Annotated in this window: 10 protein-coding genes; all 10 read left to right on the top strand. The window is 42.7% G+C overall.

The window, feature by feature from the left end; translation table 11 throughout:
- Window positions 1-99 precede the first annotated feature (99 nt).
- The 10 genes from E0496_RS17810 (at window position 100) to E0496_RS17765 (ending at window position 16479) form a co-directional block, all read left to right on the top strand.
- Entirely contained in the window at window positions 100-1011 is a 912-nt protein-coding gene (locus tag E0496_RS17810; RefSeq protein WP_141503109.1) for an ABC transporter permease, read from the top strand.
- A gap of 18 nt (window positions 1012-1029) precedes the next feature.
- Entirely contained in the window at window positions 1030-1911 is an 882-nt protein-coding gene (locus E0496_RS17805) for a carbohydrate ABC transporter permease (RefSeq protein WP_141503108.1), read from the top strand.
- A gap of 64 nt (window positions 1912-1975) precedes the next feature.
- On the top strand, window positions 1976-3739 hold the full coding sequence (locus tag E0496_RS17800; RefSeq protein ID WP_161601464.1) for a sensor histidine kinase: 1764 nt from the start codon (window positions 1976-1978) through the stop codon (window positions 3737-3739).
- Window positions 3699-5387: a response regulator gene (locus E0496_RS17795; protein WP_206669800.1), complete on the top strand. Its 1689-nt coding sequence runs from the start codon at window positions 3699-3701 to the stop codon at window positions 5385-5387. Before E0496_RS17800 ends, E0496_RS17795 begins: the two co-directional genes overlap by 41 nt.
- Before the next feature lie 101 nt (window positions 5388-5488).
- Window positions 5489-7165 carry an extracellular solute-binding protein gene (locus tag E0496_RS17790; RefSeq protein ID WP_141503105.1) on the top strand — a complete coding sequence of 559 codons (1677 nt, stop codon included), beginning with the start codon at window positions 5489-5491 and terminating at the stop codon, window positions 7163-7165.
- A gap of 76 nt (window positions 7166-7241) precedes the next feature.
- A complete protein-coding gene (locus tag E0496_RS17785; protein WP_161601463.1) occupies window positions 7242-9965 on the top strand; it encodes a family 78 glycoside hydrolase catalytic domain in 2724 nt (907 codons plus the stop codon).
- A 343-nt stretch (window positions 9966-10308) separates the two neighbouring features.
- Window positions 10309-12603 (top strand): helix-turn-helix domain-containing protein, encoded by a 2295-nt coding sequence (locus E0496_RS17780; RefSeq protein WP_141503103.1) that lies wholly within the window; start codon window positions 10309-10311, stop codon window positions 12601-12603.
- Window positions 12604-12930: 327 nt separating this feature from the next.
- Window positions 12931-13785 (top strand): ABC transporter permease, encoded by an 855-nt coding sequence (locus E0496_RS17775; protein ID WP_141503342.1) that lies wholly within the window; start codon window positions 12931-12933, stop codon window positions 13783-13785.
- A 25-nt stretch (window positions 13786-13810) separates the two neighbouring features.
- Window positions 13811-14707, top strand: coding sequence for a carbohydrate ABC transporter permease (locus E0496_RS17770; protein ID WP_141503102.1), 897 nt, complete (start codon window positions 13811-13813; stop codon window positions 14705-14707).
- Window positions 14708-14811: 104 nt separating this feature from the next.
- A complete protein-coding gene (locus E0496_RS17765; RefSeq protein WP_141503101.1) occupies window positions 14812-16479 on the top strand; it encodes a type 2 periplasmic-binding domain-containing protein in 1668 nt (555 codons plus the stop codon).
- Window positions 16480-16669 lie beyond the last annotated feature (190 nt).

The following is a 16669-nucleotide window of genomic DNA, read 5'->3' as shown; positions in this document are numbered from 1 at the left end:
TCGTGGAGGAAGGTAATGAAAAGATACCTTTTGTAAAGACGTCACACTGTCTCCAAACCAGCATGTGAATTTATACTAAGTAGCAAGGGAGGAATTATTATGGGAACACGACGACGCTTCAGGCGGATGAAAAGAAATATTCCGCTACATGTGATGATGATTCCGGGAATCATTATTGTTCTGATTTACTGTTACATTCCAATGATTGGTAATGTGATTGCTTTTCAAGATTTTACGCCGCTGATGGGCTTCGCTAAAGCCGAGTGGGTAGGATTGGACAATTTTCAATATATGATGGAGCTCCCATCATTTTATCAAGTAGTATGGAATACGGTGTTTATTTCAATCATGAAAATTGTTTCAGGTCTGGTTGCTCCAATTACGGTGGCTCTAATGTTGAACGAGGTAAGAAAATCTTTTATAAAGCGATACGTTCAGACGGTCATTTATATGCCGCACTTTTTCTCTTGGGTCATTTTGGGGGGGATTGTCGTCGATATTCTGTCCCCGTCGGAAGGGCTAATCAATCAGATCATTAAAGCGGTCGGCTTCCAGCCTATTTCATTTTTATCCGATAATACATGGTTTCCTTATGTGATGGTAATAACCAACGAGTGGAAGGAAGTCGGCTTCAGTACCATTATTTATTTGGCTGCGCTGACATCCATCGATCCGACACAATATGAAGCAGCCGTCATTGACGGGGCAGGCCGTTGGAAGCAAACATGGCACGTTACGCTGCCTGGCATTCGCCCTACTATTATATTGCTTGCTTGCTTAAGTCTTGGTAATGTGTTGAACGGGGGATTCGATCAAGTATTCAATATGTACAGCCCGGTCGTATACGAGTCAGGTGATATCCTGGATACGCTTGTGTATCGAATCGGTCTTGTCGATAATAATTATTCAGTCGCGACAGCAGTTGGATTAGTGAAGTCGGTTGTTTCTTTAGTGCTGATTGGCGCGGGTTATGGGCTAGCTTATCGGTTTGCCAAATACCGCATTTTTTAAAGAAAGGACTGGGTAACGATGCTATCAAAAAAATACCGCTTTTTTTTAATCGTGAATGCCTTTCTGTTGTTGTTACTGACGGTGGCTTGTTTATTCCCGATTCTAAATGTACTCGCGATATCCTTCAGCTCGAAAGCTGCGGTAAGCGCGGGTCAGGTTTCCATATGGCCGGTTGACTTTACGCTGAAATCCTATGATTACGTATTCAATAACGTAAGCTTCCTTACTTCTTTCATTGTCAGCATAAAACGCGTAATACTTGGAGTCGGAATCAATATGGTGCTTAGTGTGCTGGTGGCATATCCTCTTTCAAAGGAGGCTCAAGATTTTGGCAGCAGAACTTGGTATGCATGGTTTTTCGTTTTTACAATGTTGTTCGGAGCTGGATTGATACCGGGATTCCTGGTTGTCAAAGAAACCGGAATCATGGATTCAATATGGGCCTTGGTATTACCGGGAGCCATACCTGTTTTTAATGTGCTTCTTATCATGAATTATATGAGGACGCTGCCAAAGGCACTAGAAGAATCGAGCTTTATGGATGGTGCAGGCCATTTCCGGACGTTATGGACGGTTTATTTGCCCCTGACGTTGCCAAGCTTGGCAACGGTAGCTCTATTCTCGCTTGTAGCTCATTGGAATGCTTGGTTCGATGGTATGATTTATATGAACCGCCCAGAGCATTATCCGCTATCTACTTATTTGCAATCACTGCTTCAATTCGATAGTATGAACCAAACGAATATGAGCTTGGAACAAGCAAAGATGATGCAATTCGTTTCTAATCGAACAGCAAGAGCCGCTCAAATCTTTGTATCCGCATTGCCAATTTTGCTCATCTATCCTTTCTTCCAACGTTATTTCGTTAAAGGACTAGTTGTTGGAAGCGTTAAAGGGTAAAATCATAAAAAACGAGGAGCCGTATTACGGCTCTTTTGTCGTATTCTGATAAGTGGGGATGCTCGTGAAAATACAATGGAACTCTATTTTTACAAAATTATTTATCGCTTTTTTTCTCGTTATTATTCCGCTTTACGGACTCGGGATATGGTCAACCTTCATCGGATCGGAACAGATGCGGAAGGAAATTGACAAGTCAAACATTTCCAAGCTGTTATTTCATTATAATCACCTTGAATTCGAGATGACGAGAATGTCCAGTCTCATTACGGAATATTCCAATGATTACGAAATGGTAGGCTTCCCTGCTGAATATCCAGTATTGAACGGCTATGAGGTGTCGGTACGAATGAACGAAATTCATCGAAAATTGCGTCAAGTTCAGCAGTCGAGTCCTTATATTGAAGACGTCATTTATTATGTGCCTGTGATTGGGAAAAAAATTAGCGCCCTCTCCTATATTTCGAATTATGGGGGAGAAGAATTGAAAGGCTTGTTGGACAGCAGAGGGAATTTACAGAGCTCGATCTCTCTATATGAAGGAAGCCTTTATTTTACAATGAGTATTCCGTATATGATGGATAGCTCGATGGAGCCTAACTTTTTGCTTGCATTTAAGATTAACGCTAACGAAATGATCAGGACATTAAATGGGTTTACAGAAACGGGTTCAGGAGGGGCTTCCCTTCTATTTGGCGAAGGAATATTTAATTTGAATTCCGATGGCTTATCAGAAACGGATACTAGTATTCTATTATCGGATGACAGGAATGAGACGAAGGAATTGCCTAATGATGTTCGACGATTGGAAACGGAGAATAACCGAGTCTATACGATTAATAATGAGGAATTTGGTATTCAACTTGCGGAAGTTATTCCGAAGTCTACGCTGCAGCAGCCAATCGAAATTTACACCCGGTGGCTTTGGATCATTACTTTCTTTTCATTTTTCGTCATCATCTTGTTTTCTTATTGGATCATCAGACTCATCTATCAGCCTCTAGGCAAGCTGACTACTGCATTCAAAGTAGTGGAGTTTGGACAAAATGGGAAAATTAAGCATAATCGCAAAGATGAATTCGGTTTTTTATATACAAGGTTTAATGACATGCTTGAACGATTGCATATGCTGATTAAGGACAATTATTTGCAGCGAATTCGTTCGCAGGATGCGGAGTTAAAGCAGCTTCAGTCACAAATTACACCTCATTTTTTATATAACAGCCTTTTTACGATCAAGCAAATGGCAGAGCTCGAAGATGTGGATGGCATTAAAGAATTTTCCGGTTATTTGGGTCAATACTTTCAATATATTACCCGGAACGCAGCGCAGGACGTTAATTTGGAGGAAGATGTCGTACATGTCATTAACTATATGTCTTTACAAGAAATCCGGTTTGCGCCAAGAATATCAATTATCTATGAAAAGATCCCGAAGTCGCTCCAACGAATTCGTATTCCAAGGTTAATCCTCCAGCCAATCGCAGAAAACGTTTTTGAGCACGGGGTGAAAGAAAACAAGAGCAAAGGGCTACTGAGGCTGAGCTTTCATTCACAGGAGAACAGTGCAAGCATCATTGTTGATGACAACGGAGAGAACTTAACGGATTCGAGGCTTGCTGAATTAACGCGTATGCTTAACGATGCCTCGATATTTTCTACCCACAAGGAAATCACTGGGCTTTTGAACGTGCATAAAAGAATTGTTATTCGTTATGGTGCTCCCTATGGCATTTCGATATCCAGAAGCGAATGGGGAGGCATGAGGGTAGAAATAAAAATTCCAATTGAAGAGGTGGAGACAGATGTTCCGACTTCTGATCGTTGACGATGAAGCGCATATCGTGGATGGTCTTTACGAATATTTTTTAAAAGAAAGTCGTTATGATTTGGATGTACTGAAAGCCTATACGACTTCGGAAGCGATGGATTGGCTCGATGAGGTGAAAGTGGATGTCGTTCTGAGCGATGTATGTATGCCGTTCATGAATGGGCTGGAGCTCGTGAAAGAAATTGAGACGAAATGGTCACGCTGCAAAGTTGTTTTACTTACCGGGCATAATGAATTTGAATATGCCCATCAAGCGATAAGAAGCCCTGTCGTCGTAGATTATTTACTGAAGACAGAAGGGATGGACCGAATTAAAGAGACCGTCTTGCGTGCTACCCAGCTTGTACAGGATGAACTGGAGATTAGCCATCAGAGGGTGCTCTTAAAGGAAAAGATGCCAAAAGTGATAACCGGCCTACAAAATCAATTGCTGAAGGATATACTTCAATCCGCTCATGGTTCAGCCCGTTTGGAGCAAGCTGCCTTTGATACGCTGCAACTGCCATTTCGTATGGAGAAATCTATCCTTTTAGCAGCCATTACGGTCGAGGATTGGGGGAAATACGAGGGAGATGAAGACCGTAGATTAATGATGTACGGAATTGGCAACATTGCAGAAGAGCTGCTAGGGGAAAAGGCTAATATTAAATGTACAGATATTGACCAAACATCTTTGGTATGTTTCATGCAATCGGCAGACTGGTTCTTGAGCATGAAGGAGAACGAATATCACTTGCTTCGTTTTATTCATGGTACACTCGAAACGTTCCAGGAAGCGTGCCGGCAATATTTGAATATATCGGTATCGGTTGCGCTGATCGACCGTTTTGTAGATTGGGGACAAGCTTCCAAAACCGTTAGTAGACTTCAATTGGCATTATTACAAGGACCAAGCGCGGGAATGGAGAAGTGGATGTTGGTCCCTCTGAATAACCAGGACTCTACGGATAATGTAGATAAAGAACGGGATCACAAAAAAGCTGCTATACAGTGCATGCAATTGATATTTCAAGCGTTAATGAAAGGTGATCGTTTGGAGGTGGAAAGGCATTTTAAAGATTTTTGTAGCATTTATAGAGAGGAAGGACCAGAAGACCCGTTCGACAAAATGCAAATTTTGCATGGTGTTTCCAATCATTTATTGATGGCCATTGATGCCTTAAACCTTAAGGAACATGCAAGGAATCGGGAGGATTGGTTTTTATTTCTACGATTTGATGCCCAGATTGTGTGGATGAGAGCATTACATGTATTTCAGAGATGGATCAATCTTATTCTTGAACGAGGCTATTGGGAAGGCAAGCTCGTCGAAGACGATTTGCCGATGCTAGCCATTGTCCATCACTATATTCATACCCATCTGGAAGATGACCTGTCATTGACCCGAATTGCCGAGAAAGTAGCACTCAATCCCTCATACTTATCCAGATGGTACAAGAAACATACCGGCGAATCGATATCCGACTATATTAACCGCTTGAAGATAGAGAAAGCGAAGGAATTACTCAGTTCCAGCACGCTGAAAATTCATGATATTTCTTCGAAGCTGGGCTTTACTGACCCCCATTATTTTTTTAGATTTTTCAAGAAAGCGATGAAGTGCACGCCAAATGAATACCGGGACCTTATGTCCGAGAAAAAGTAAACAGAAGATACCTGAAGTCAACTCAGCCCACTATCAGGATTGATTGGTCAAACCCTACAATAAAAGAAGAAAGTTATTCAACCATTGGGAGGGTTTAAAGCGTGCAAACAAAAAAAAATAAGCGTGTAAAATGGATTGCCCTGCTAGTCGTTGCTTCATTAGTGTTGGTAGCGGCATGCAGCAACAATTCGAACAAGGAAGTCAATCCAAGCAATAGTCCAGACAATCCTTCAGCGAATGCTCCTGCGGATACTGGTCCTCTGTCAAAGTATGATCCGCCGATTGCACTTACGGCCGTCAAAGACGATTCATCCAAGAGTTTTCTGCCTGAAGGCGAGACTGTAGAAAATAATGTTTGGACAAAAGGGTATGAAGATGAGCTGGGCATTAAAGTGACTTATGATTGGGTTGTGCCGACCGCTAATTTCGGCGATAAAATGAATGTCACACTGGCTGGTGGAGATTTGCCGGATTTAATGAGTGTCAATGGCACGCAATTAAAACAGCTAATTGAAGCAGATAAAGTGGAAGATCTGACGAGCGTTTACGAGACCTATGCGTCCCCTCTCTTGAGGAGCATGGTTGAAGCGGATGACAAGTTGGGTATGAAAGCAGTTACATTTGATAATAAACTTTATGCGATTGCTAACTATACCGGTGTGCTAGATTCTGCTCCAATGATCTGGATTCGCCAAGACTGGTTGAAGAAGCTGAATTTGGAAGCACCGAAGACGATGCAAGATGTCATTGCTATTGCAAAAGCATTTACGAATAATGATCCCGATGGCGACAAAAAGAACAATACATTTGGATTTGTCATAGCTAAAGGTCTTCATCAAGATTGGATGCTTCAGCCGACATCCTTCTTCAACGGTTACCATGCTCAATTGGGAAGCTGGGTGAAGGATACTTCAGGCAGCAGCTATGTGTACAGCAGCATTCAGCCTGAAGTGAAAGAAGCATTGGCTCAACTGCAGCAATTTTACAAAGAGGGTGTCATTGATCCGGAATTTGGTACAAAAGACATTGATAAAGCGCTTGAGACTGTGAACTCGGGAAAAGCTGGCATGATTTTCGGACCGATGTACGCGCCGTTCAATATCGGCGAAGTCATTAAGACGAATAAGGAAGCTGACTGGAAGGCCTATCCGGTAGTTTCAATCGACGCTGAAACGGCTTATGCGCAGACGCCTGCACCGAATTCGAATGCTTACGTCGTTCGTAAAGGTTATGAGCACCCAGAGGCATTAATTAAATTGCTAAATTTCCAGGTGGAGAAAATGTACGGAGAGAGCTCTGTAACGGAGCGTAAAAAGTACACCGGTGAAAGTGATCAAGCCTGGCATGCAGCAGTCGTTTCCGTGCTCCCTCCGAATAAAAACGTGAAAGCGCAAATAAATGTGTCGGAAGCGCTTAAAGCTAATGATCCATCTAAGCTGAACACGGAAGAGAAGGGCTATTATGATGGGATTCTTAAATATCGGGCTGGAGATATGACACAATGGTGGAACGAGCGGATCTTCGGTCCGGAAAGCTCTCAAGGCGTACTGAAAGATTACATGGATCATAATCTAACGATCGCGAATGACTATATTTTCGCGAATACCAAGACGATGGATAGCAAGAAAGCAACCTTAGATAAGCTTGAGCTGGAAACGTTTACGAAAATTATCTATGGCGCTGTATCGATCGATGAGTTTGATAAATTCGTTGAAAATTGGAAGAAGCTTGGCGGCGATCAAATTACGCAAGAAGTCAATGAAGCGTTAAAGAAGTAGGCTTGTTTAATTAATAATGGGATGCCACTGGTATCAATACCAGTGGCTATATTTATTGATACTGGGAGGAATAATCATGCCTATAAGTCCAATAGAAGTTATTTCCTTACAAACGGAGCATGCATCCAATCCACTTGGTTTGGAAGCAAGCCATCCAGCATTGAGCTGGAAATTCAACAACGATTCGACGGAACGTAGTTTATTCCAGGCGGGATATCATATTTTAGTCGCAAGTCTGCCGGACGATCTGGAACCGGAGAAAGCAGATATGTGGGACAGCGGGTTTATAATCTCAGGTGAACATACATCCATTACCTATAACGGCCACGAGCTTAAGAGTGGAGCTCGTTACTACTGGAAGGTACGGATTCGCGATGGAAGCGGGCGAGATAGCGAATGGAGCAAAGCAGCTTCATGGAGTATGGGATTGATACATCCTGGTGATTGGAAGGCTGAGTGGATTGGGCTTACAGAGCCGACCGCCCTAGCTTGGACAGAAGAAGGCAGTTCCTCCGACACCGTGCCTATGCCGCTGCTTCGGCATGAATTCGAAATTGCCCAAACTGTCGTTCGGGCCACTGCTTATATATGCGGTCTGGGCCAATTTGAGCTGCGTATAAATGGCGATTCGGTAACGGACAATGTGTTGGAGCCAGGCTGGACCGACTATGATCATACCTGTCTTTACTGCACATACGACGTCACGGAACATATTCGCAGCGGCAGCAATGCAATTGGAATCATGCTTGGCAATGGATTCTATAACATAACAGGTACACGTTATACGAAATTCACAGGCAGCTATGGCCTGCCGAAAGCCATTATGCAGCTTGAGATTGAACTGGACAATGGAGAGACTATACAGATCTCTAGTGGCCCCGAATGGGAGATGGCGCCTGGCCCCATTTACTTCTCCTGCGTGTATGGAGGAGAAGATTACGATGCAAGGCTGGAGGAGCAAGGCTGGGATATGCCGCATTTCAAACCAGCAGGAAAGTGGGCTAGAACAGCATTAGTTTCACCGCCTAAAGGCAAACTCCGCTCCTACCCATTTCCGCCTAACAAAGTCATGAAGACATATGAAGTAAAACTTATTACACAGCCATCACCTGATGTGTTTGTATATGACTTTGGTGTGAATTTCTCTGGTAGGCCCCATCTTCGGATACAAGGCAACCGCGGAACGAAGATCAGTTTGGTACCTGGAGAATTGTTGGATGAGCAAGGCAAAGTAAGTCAGGAATATACGGGAGCCCCACGTTCTTTTTCCTACACATTAAAGGGCGAGGGAGAAGAGATTTGGTATCCGAGGTTTAGTTATGATGGCTTTAGATATGTTCAAATTGAGGGTGTTGAAGTGAGCTTACCGTCAAATCCAGATGCCAGCCAAAACTCAAAGCCGGTCGTGTTCGAGATGCTGGGCGAGATGATTTATCCGGAATTAATTTCGACTGGCGGCTTCGAATGCTCAAGAGACGATTGGAACGGCATTCATAAGCTCATTATGCAAGCAGTTCTAAGTAATATTAAAAGTGTGCTAACCGATTGCCCCCACCGTGAGAAGCTTGGTTGGCTGGAGGAGTCCCATCTAATGGGGCCATCTATTATGTACAATTATGATCTCTCCTCTTTATATTTAAAGATGTTTAAGGATATGAGAGAAGCGCAGACGACAGATGGTCTTGTGCCAGACATCGCGCCTGAGTATGTTGTCTTTGAGGATGGTTTTCGAGATTCTCCTGAATGGGGAAGCGCATACATCATCGCTCCTTGGTACTACTATAAATGGTATAAGGGCGATCTTCGCGTTTTGTCAGAGCATTATGATTCGATGAAACGTTATGTGGAATATTTGCAATCCAAATCATCCGATCATATCGTGCGCCATGGGCTAGGGGATTGGGGGAATATTTGGCAAAATCTTGACGGCGCTTCTGATCGCACACCTATCGGGATTACGGCAACGGCCATTTTTTATTACGATTGCATCATAATGTCCAAGATTGCTCATTTGCTCGGCAAAGAGCAGGATGCGCATCATTATGAGCATCTCGCCAATGAAATAAAAGGGGCATTCGAGCGAGAGTGGTACAATGTGGAGCAGAAGTCTTTTGCTACGGGCACGCAGACGTCGAACTCTGTTCCTCTTGCAGTTGGACTTACAACGCCTGAGACGGAGGCGTCAGCACTTGAAGCGCTTACCTTGGATCTGAAGCAAGGCGATTATGCGATTACGAGTGGCGAGATTGGGCATAGGTTTACGCTACTGGCTCTAACACGCAAGGATCGTTCAGACATCATTCAAAAAATGCTAGAACAGACGAAGAAGCCTTATTACGCTTATCAAGTGGCACACGGAGCTTCTAGCTTGACGGAATATTGGGATGGACCAACAGATGGTCATTCGCAGAATCATTTTATGATGGGACATATTGAAGAATGGTTTTATTCCTCTCTTGCGGGCATTTCAATTGATTATGATGGGACTAAAGAGCATGCACTCCTTATCAAACCTTATTTGGCGGAAGGGGTAGACTGGGTTAAAGCCTGGCAAGTATTGCCGCAAGGAAAGCTGGATGTTTTATGGAAAAAAGAAGTAAATGGAACGTTGGCTTTACATTTGACGGTTCCAGTATCGGCATCCGTTGTTGTTGCTGTCTCTACCATAGATGCTTGTAACATCAAAGAGAACGATAGATTAATTAAATCCATTTCGGATATTGAGGTTATTGGGGAAAACAACGGACATTTATTCGTACGAGTGGGTTCGGGTACGTATTCGTTTCATTCTCCAATCTAGGTAAAATCAACTATATATTTATGAAACAAGCGGATACTTCACTATATAGTGAAGTATCCGCTTGTTATCTGAGTTTTGAGACACTCCTTACATTCTCCGATTTGGAATAACACCTCCATCGTAGCCCTAGTTTAAGTTTTTCTGCTTATAAGCTTAAAAAAAGACGTGAATGCGTTATAATGGCATTTATAGAGATATTCAATAAAATTCAATTCCCCCAGTCCGAATTTCTTCGCATTTGATAGCCATGCTAAATCCGAATGATAAACAACCTTTATAAATTACATACATTCAAGATTCAGTTTTTTATATTTGTATACGCTTTCTCGCCGGGAGGATTTCTATGAAATGGCACAGTTTCTCACCGATATTTAGAAATTTTTTGATATCATATGTTATCGTGCTGCTAATCCCACTCATTGCAGGTTATGCTTCGTACAGAACGTCACTTAATTTCGCGGAATCCATGTTCATAGAGAATAGCTTAATGACTCTTAATCAGACCAAAGAAATATTGGAGCAAAGATTTGCGGAGGTGGAAGGTTTTACGAAACAGTTGGCGATTAACGAGGATTTGCGCCAGTTGATAAGTGAACGCAAAAAAGACAATCGTTATAATGTCTATGGCTTATGGAAAACGGCTCGCGACATCACTAGCTACAGCCAAACGAATGATTATCTATCCAACTTCTATATATACATGAGTAATTACAATGTGATCATTACGCCAAAATCGATATATCATCGTCCTGAACACTTTTTTGAGCTGAATCATTATAAAGGAATGACTTTTAGTCAGTGGGAAGAGACGCTACTGAACAAGAATCATCAAAACGAAATTATTCCCCAGCGGCCTTTCATTCGAAACAAGCAAGAATCGACCGTCATCACGTTTGCACAGTCCCTTCCACTGAATAGCTTTAATAAACCGATGGCTAACGTAGTAGTGCTCATTGATGAGGAGAAGATTGGTAATCTGCTAGGCAATATCTTCAAACAATATGGTGGTTGGTCTTTTATTACCGACAACAAGAGCAACACTCTTGTGTCTAATGGAATTAAAGAACAGGACATTACAAAACTAACGAATATACCTTCTGGAGAATCAGAGGACAAGATACGAATGCATGATGGGGTGCTGCTAATTTCGATTCGATCCGACCTGAGCGGATGGGTGTATACAGCAGGGATTCCTCAGAAATCTTTAATGGAGAAAGCGGATAAGATTAAATATTTGACGGGAGTTTTTACCGCAGCTGCTTTACTGCTTGGTCTATTAATTGGACTGGTTCTTGCTTACCGCAATAGCGCTCCGATCAATCGTTTGCTAACTGTGTTTAGTGAGCAGGTCGGACTAGAAAGAGGGAAGGGGAGAAACGAATACGATTTCATTACAGGCAATATCTCTAATTTAATCGTAAGTAACAAGCTTCTGAAAACGGAATTAGATGACCAACTTCCGCTGCTGCGAGATGCTTTTATTAAAAGGCTGCTTGTCGGCGAGATTCATTCTAAGCAAGAAATAGGCGCGGCGTTTTCTCAAACCGGCATTGAAGTTAAAGGCGAGTACGGCTATTTGGGCATTATAAAAATTAACGGATACAGTGATAGCAACAGAGAGGAAATTATCCAAGAATTAAGTGTAGCGAGAATTATTATAAGACAAGCACTGCATGAACTTGACTCTGAGTTTCTCATTACGGATTGGGGCACAGACAAAATCGCGATCATTCACTTCCAGGATAGCGAACCGAAAACCGGACAGGGGAGTGAGATTGACTCCGTAATGAAACAATTTATTGATAACGCCTACGCTAAATTCCATCTTTCGATTAATATCGGAATAGGCTTACCCTTTCAGCATCTTCGTGATATCAGCCAGTCATTCGATGAAGCGAAACAGGCGATTGAGTATGCTGTTTATAGAGGAGATATTGGAATTATTTGGCATCAAGATACAATCAGGGATACGGCTATGTATGATTATCCTATTGATTTAGAACAGCGCCTGCTGAATACATTAAAAGCCGGTGAGATTGAGGAAGGAAAACGGATTCTTATGCAGTTATTTACACGTAACTTTGTCGAGCGAGAGCTCCAGTATGAAATGAAAGAGAGGTTAATTATTGAATTAAAAGGGACACTGCTCAAATTGATTGACCAAAAGGCATACCATGACGAAACATTTGCCGAGAAAGTCAAAGATCAAATTGTACAGGTTCAGCCGACCGACGGAGCAACTCTGCTTAGAGGGAAATTTGAAGCTATAATGAAAGAGATATGCGATATGATCATGAAGAAGAAGTTCGAGCTTCATCATGAGACCGTCCGTGAGGTCATACAATTTGTTGCGAAAGAATTTGGAGATGCTAACCTAACTCTTTACCACATTGCGGATAAGATAGGCCGACCAGAGAAGGATATATCTCAGCTATTCAAGGAACATACAGGAGAGAATCTGTTTGATTATCTCGAACGGATTCGGATCGATCATGCTTCTGCATTGCTAGTTGAAAACGTGCTGACGATTGATCAAATTACGGTCCTAGTCGGATACAATAGTGCGCACTCATTCCGGCGAGCATTTAAACGTGTGAAAGGGGTCTCGCCAAGCGCGTTTCGTAATTCAGCTAACTAAAGGAAGGACCTGTCTTCGGACAGGTCCTTTCTATTTCCTCAGCCTTTGAAAACGCTGTTATATCCATGTTTATGGGCGATTTACGCTCATTGTACGGTGGAAATCTCATTGTACCTTTACGGAAAGAAAACAATTATTCTAAGATATGGCTTAAGAAAGCGCTGTCATTAACGGATGGGCAAATCACAAAGAACATCATTTTGGGGGGTGGTTTTTCTGGAGACTGCAGTCATAAAGAAACGAGTTGTGAAGACCAAAGGAAAAGCATCGTATCATTGGCAGTCAGCGAAGAAAAGTTTAAAGAGACATTGGCAGTTATACCTATTGGTGATTCCGGTGGTGCTTTATTTTCTTATTTTCAAATATGTTCCACTTGCTAATGCGGTGCTCGCATTTAAGAATTACAACGTTATCCAGGGGATTTGGGGTAGTCCATGGGTTGGAACTAAATACTTTGAAATGTTTTTCCATAACCCGTCATTCGTTCCCCTAATTAAAAACACATTGAGTATTTCTTTGTTTCAGCTCGCGGTTGGTTTTCCGATACCGATCTTGCTTGCATTAGGGCTTAATGAAATCAAAAGTGCGCGTTTCAAACGGACGGTTCAGTTGGTAACTTATGCACCTTATTTTATATCCACTGTCGTCATGGTTTCAATTATCATGCTGTTTCTCGCACCTCGGTTAGGCATAATAAATACAATTTTGAATGCAGTTGGAATCGATTCTATCAATTTTTTAGGTGATTCGAGCTGGTTTCGTTCGATTTATGTATTTTCTGATGTATGGCAAACGGCGGGCTATTCGGCAGTTATCTATTTAGCGGCTCTCGCAGGTGTTGATCCATCCCTGTACGAAGCAGCGAAAGTAGATGGTGCTTCTCGTTTTCAGAAAATCATAAACGTTGATCTTCCTGGTCTGATGCCGGCTGCCGTCATCATTCTAATTCTTAGCGTAGGCAATATTATGGCGATTGGATTCGAAAAGATGTATCTGCTGCAAAATCCACTAAATTTGTCAACATCAGAGATTATTTCTACTTACGTGTATAAGATCGGCTTGTTGAACGCCAACTACAGCTTTGCAACCGCAGTTGGACTTTTCAACTCCGTAGTGAACCTTACTCTACTGTTGGTAGTCAACACAGTCTCGAAACGAGTTTTCAGAACCAGCCTGTGGTAAAGCTAATGGAGAGGAAGGGAAGTTTATGATCGCCGAGAAAAAAACAATTAGGGAATCACTGGGAGACCGAATTTTCCTGGGGATGATTTATCTATTTTTAACTATTATCCTACTGTTGGTTCTCTATCCGCTCGTTTATATTCTGAGTTCATCCTTAAGCAGTCCTGAGGCGGTATCTGCTGGTCGTGTGTGGCTATGGCCAATGGACATCACACTGGATGGATATAAGACTGTGTTTAAAAACGAACAGGTTCTGCACGGTTATGCGAATTCCTTGTTTTACACCGTCATCGGTACGCTCATTAGTGTAACCCTTACGATTATGATTGCTTACCCGCTGTCGAAGAAGACATTTTACGGCCGCAGTCCGATGATGATGTTCATTACGTTTACCATGTTGTTTTCGGGAGGCCTAATACCAACCTATTTGGTTGTAAAGTCGCTTGGAATGATCGATACCCGTTGGGCGCTGCTGATCCCCAATGCGATTTGGGTTTGGCAGGTGATCATTGCGCGGACATTTTTCCAATCGTCTATTCCAGATGAGCTCGGAGAAGCAGCCGAAATCGATGGATGCAGCGACTGGCGTTTTATCTTTAGTGTTATTATCCCTCTTGCCAAGCCGATCATTGCGGTTTTGTCTCTCATGTATGCAGTCGGGCAGTGGAATGCTTACTTCGATGCGTTGATCTACTTGAAAACGCAGTCGCTTTATCCTCTACAGCTGATTTTACGAAGTATTCTGGTTCTCAATAACGGGGCTGCTACCGTTGATGCCGGCGAAATGGTAAAAAGACAGCAAATGGTTGAACTAATGAAGTACTCGCTTATTGTCGTCGCAAGTCTACCGGTGCTCATTATCTACCCGTTCGTCCAGCGTTTCTTCGTCCAAGGGATGCTAATCGGCTCGGTAAAAGGGTGAGAGAGGGTACTGGAAGGGGGAATTCCTATGTAGGCAAATGCTGTTGGCAGACTTGGCTTTATTTTTTGGGGGTTAAACAAATTTGAATAAAGGGAGAGGTTACTTTGAAAAGAACATGGACAACCATAACTGCTTGTGTTCTGATTCTCAGTCTTATCTTAGCAGGATGTTCAAAAGGCGGAAATAATGCAAACCCGGACAATTCAGGCATGGACTCCACAAATCCAAGCGGTGAGAGCAACCCCTCGGTAACCATTTCGGTTTTTGCGCAGCAAGGCACGGACACCAATCTGGCAACCAGCAAATTCACTAAACTGCTTGAAGAAAAATTCAAGATTAAATTTAAATGGACAACCGTACCTTTCGATGGTGCTGCTGAGAAAAGACAGATATCCCTTGCAAGCGGAGATTATCCTGACCTATACATGCTTATTCCGTGGGTGGACAGATTCTCGCAAACCGATTTGTTAAAGTTCGGCCAGCAAGGAGTCGTCGTACCGCTGAACGATTTAATTGAACAGTATGCGCCGAACATCAAGGCGACACTGGATAATAATGAATATTATAAGGCGATGAACACGGCACCGGACGGAAATATTTATGGTCTGACAGGCTTAAACGAGTGCTTCCACTGTTCATATCCGAACAAAATGTGGATAAACACGAAATGGCTGGAGAAGTTAGGCCTAGAAGAACCAAAAACGACAGAAGAGTTTAAGAACGTATTGAAATTGTTCAAAACGAAAGACCCGAATGGTAATGGCAAAGCGGATGAAGTACCACTTAGTGGTTCCACTGAACCATTCGGCGTACACATCATTCCGTACTTAATGAATGGCTTCATCTATGACGACGATAGAACCTATTTAAACATAGTTGACGGCAAAGTGAATATGGCAGCTAACAAGCCAGAATGGAAAGAAGGCCTAGCTTATGTCAAGTCGCTGTATGACGAAGAACTGATCGATCCAGGGGCATTCACACAAAATGCCGAAGCCTACAAAAAAATTGGCGACAATGCTGACGCAGAACTGCTCGGAGCCGGGGCTGGCATGCATCCTGCTATTTTCGTTAACACCGCACAGGAGGGCCCGTATGGCAAAGATTACAATCCAATCGCCCCTCTGCAGGGCCCTTATGCTAATTATGCTACGTTTAACTACCCGGTTGATCCGGGCGCGTCCTTCGTGTTGACGAACAAAGCAAGTAAGGAAGTTCAAATTGCTGCTATTAAAATGTTGGACTGGATCTATACGGAAGAAGGATCGATGCAGGGAATTTTCGGTGAAGAAAATGTGGGTTGGACCAAGCCGAAAGAAGGAGATATCGCCCTTAATGAAAAAGTAACACCGCTTTATGCTGAAATCCCGGCTAAGACAGGCGATGAACCGCGTAACGTCTGGGGGCCAATGGCACAGTACAACCAGCACAAAGCATTTCGGGATGCTGCCGTACAAGGAACAGATATTTATGCCAGTAATGGATACGAACGCCGCCTTCAAGAAGCTACTTACCTATTTGAAGGCAAGCAGCCGAAGGAAATATTCCCGCACTGGGCTCTTTGGACGGACCCCGCTCATGCAGATGAAGTAAGCATGATGCAAACCAATATCAAGGATTATATTGATCAAAATGCACTTCAATTCGTGACTGGAGCAAAAAATCTTGATAAGGATTGGGATGCTTATGTTAAAGGTCTTGACGCACTAAACCTAGCAGGTTACCTAGAAACGATGCAAAAGGCTTACGATTCTTCTGCGATTTCCAAATAAATTCGAATAAGATATAGAGAATTCTCACTATGCAAGCGACTCTAAGCGATGGGGGCGCTTGCATAGTAGAAATAAACGGTAATAGAAGTGAAAGATGAGCGGGGTACTTTTTATTTTTACTCTATAGTCTGGCTTAAAGGCACGCAAGTAAAAACCTTTCTATGAAAAGGAGTCTATGATTATCTTGCAT

This window comes from Paenibacillus luteus (assembly GCF_006542765.1).
Taxonomy (GTDB): Bacteria; Bacillota; Bacilli; order Paenibacillales; family Paenibacillaceae; genus Pristimantibacillus; species Pristimantibacillus luteus.
Note: the sequence above shows the minus strand (reverse complement) of the source record. Positions and strands in the feature narration are given on the sequence as shown.